The organism is Flavobacterium sp. LC2016-23 (assembly GCF_009674775.1).
Lineage (GTDB): Bacteria > Bacteroidota > Bacteroidia > Flavobacteriales > Flavobacteriaceae > Flavobacterium.
The window spans coordinates 1-623 of sequence record NZ_WKKE01000076.1; the positions used below are offsets into that span (position 1 = coordinate 1).

A 623-nucleotide genomic window follows, 5' to 3' on the forward strand; every position below is an offset into this window, starting at 1 on the left:
GGGAGGCTGGGTAAGATTAGGAATAGATCAAGAAAGTTTATATAGGTAAAACAGAGCTATAAATCCACATTATCAGGCTTTTCCTTGTGCAATGAAATTTAGAATATAATGGAAATTAAAAATCATCAGAATGGCTTAGCATCAATAAAAGATAGCAGTGATGTAAATATTAGTAATTCCAAATGGGATTTTATCTTTTTAGACCCTGTTTTAAATGATTGTAAAATTTATTTTATAGGTTGGCGACTTGATTTTGTTTATAAAAATGAAATTAATAATAATTTGAAAAGTTTAATAGAAGATTTGTCCTGTAAGGTTTTCATTGATAAAGATAATCACATGAAATTGTGTTTAAGAGCTAGGGAATTAGATAGAAAGATTTTGAGCGTATTATGGCGATTTTATGAATATCCCTCTTTAATTTTTTTAAAAAAAGAAAGTGATGAAGTTAAATTAATTAACGAGTTTGAGACGAAAATCAAAAAAATAAAGCTACCCAATGGTTTTTGTCACCTCTATAAAATGGATCCAGAATCAGATGTCATTTGGATAGATAGTACTAATGATTTTGTGTTTTCTGAATTTTAATTCGAAGTGGTAAAGATTAATGAGGGTAGTTTTTG

At 27.8% G+C, this 623-nt stretch carries 1 protein-coding gene; it reads left to right on the forward strand.

The features are described from left to right. Positions 1-108: 108 nt before the first annotated feature. Complete coding sequence (locus GJU43_RS22740) at positions 109-588, forward strand: hypothetical protein (protein ID WP_154344186.1); 480 nt, start codon at positions 109-111, stop codon at positions 586-588. The last annotated feature ends 35 nt before the right edge of the window (positions 589-623 follow it).

Coding starts and splice junctions, on each gene's coding strand:
- GJU43_RS22740 (WP_154344186.1), top strand. CDS start 109: ATGGAAATTAAAAATCATCAGAATGGCTTAGCATCAATAAAAGATAGC.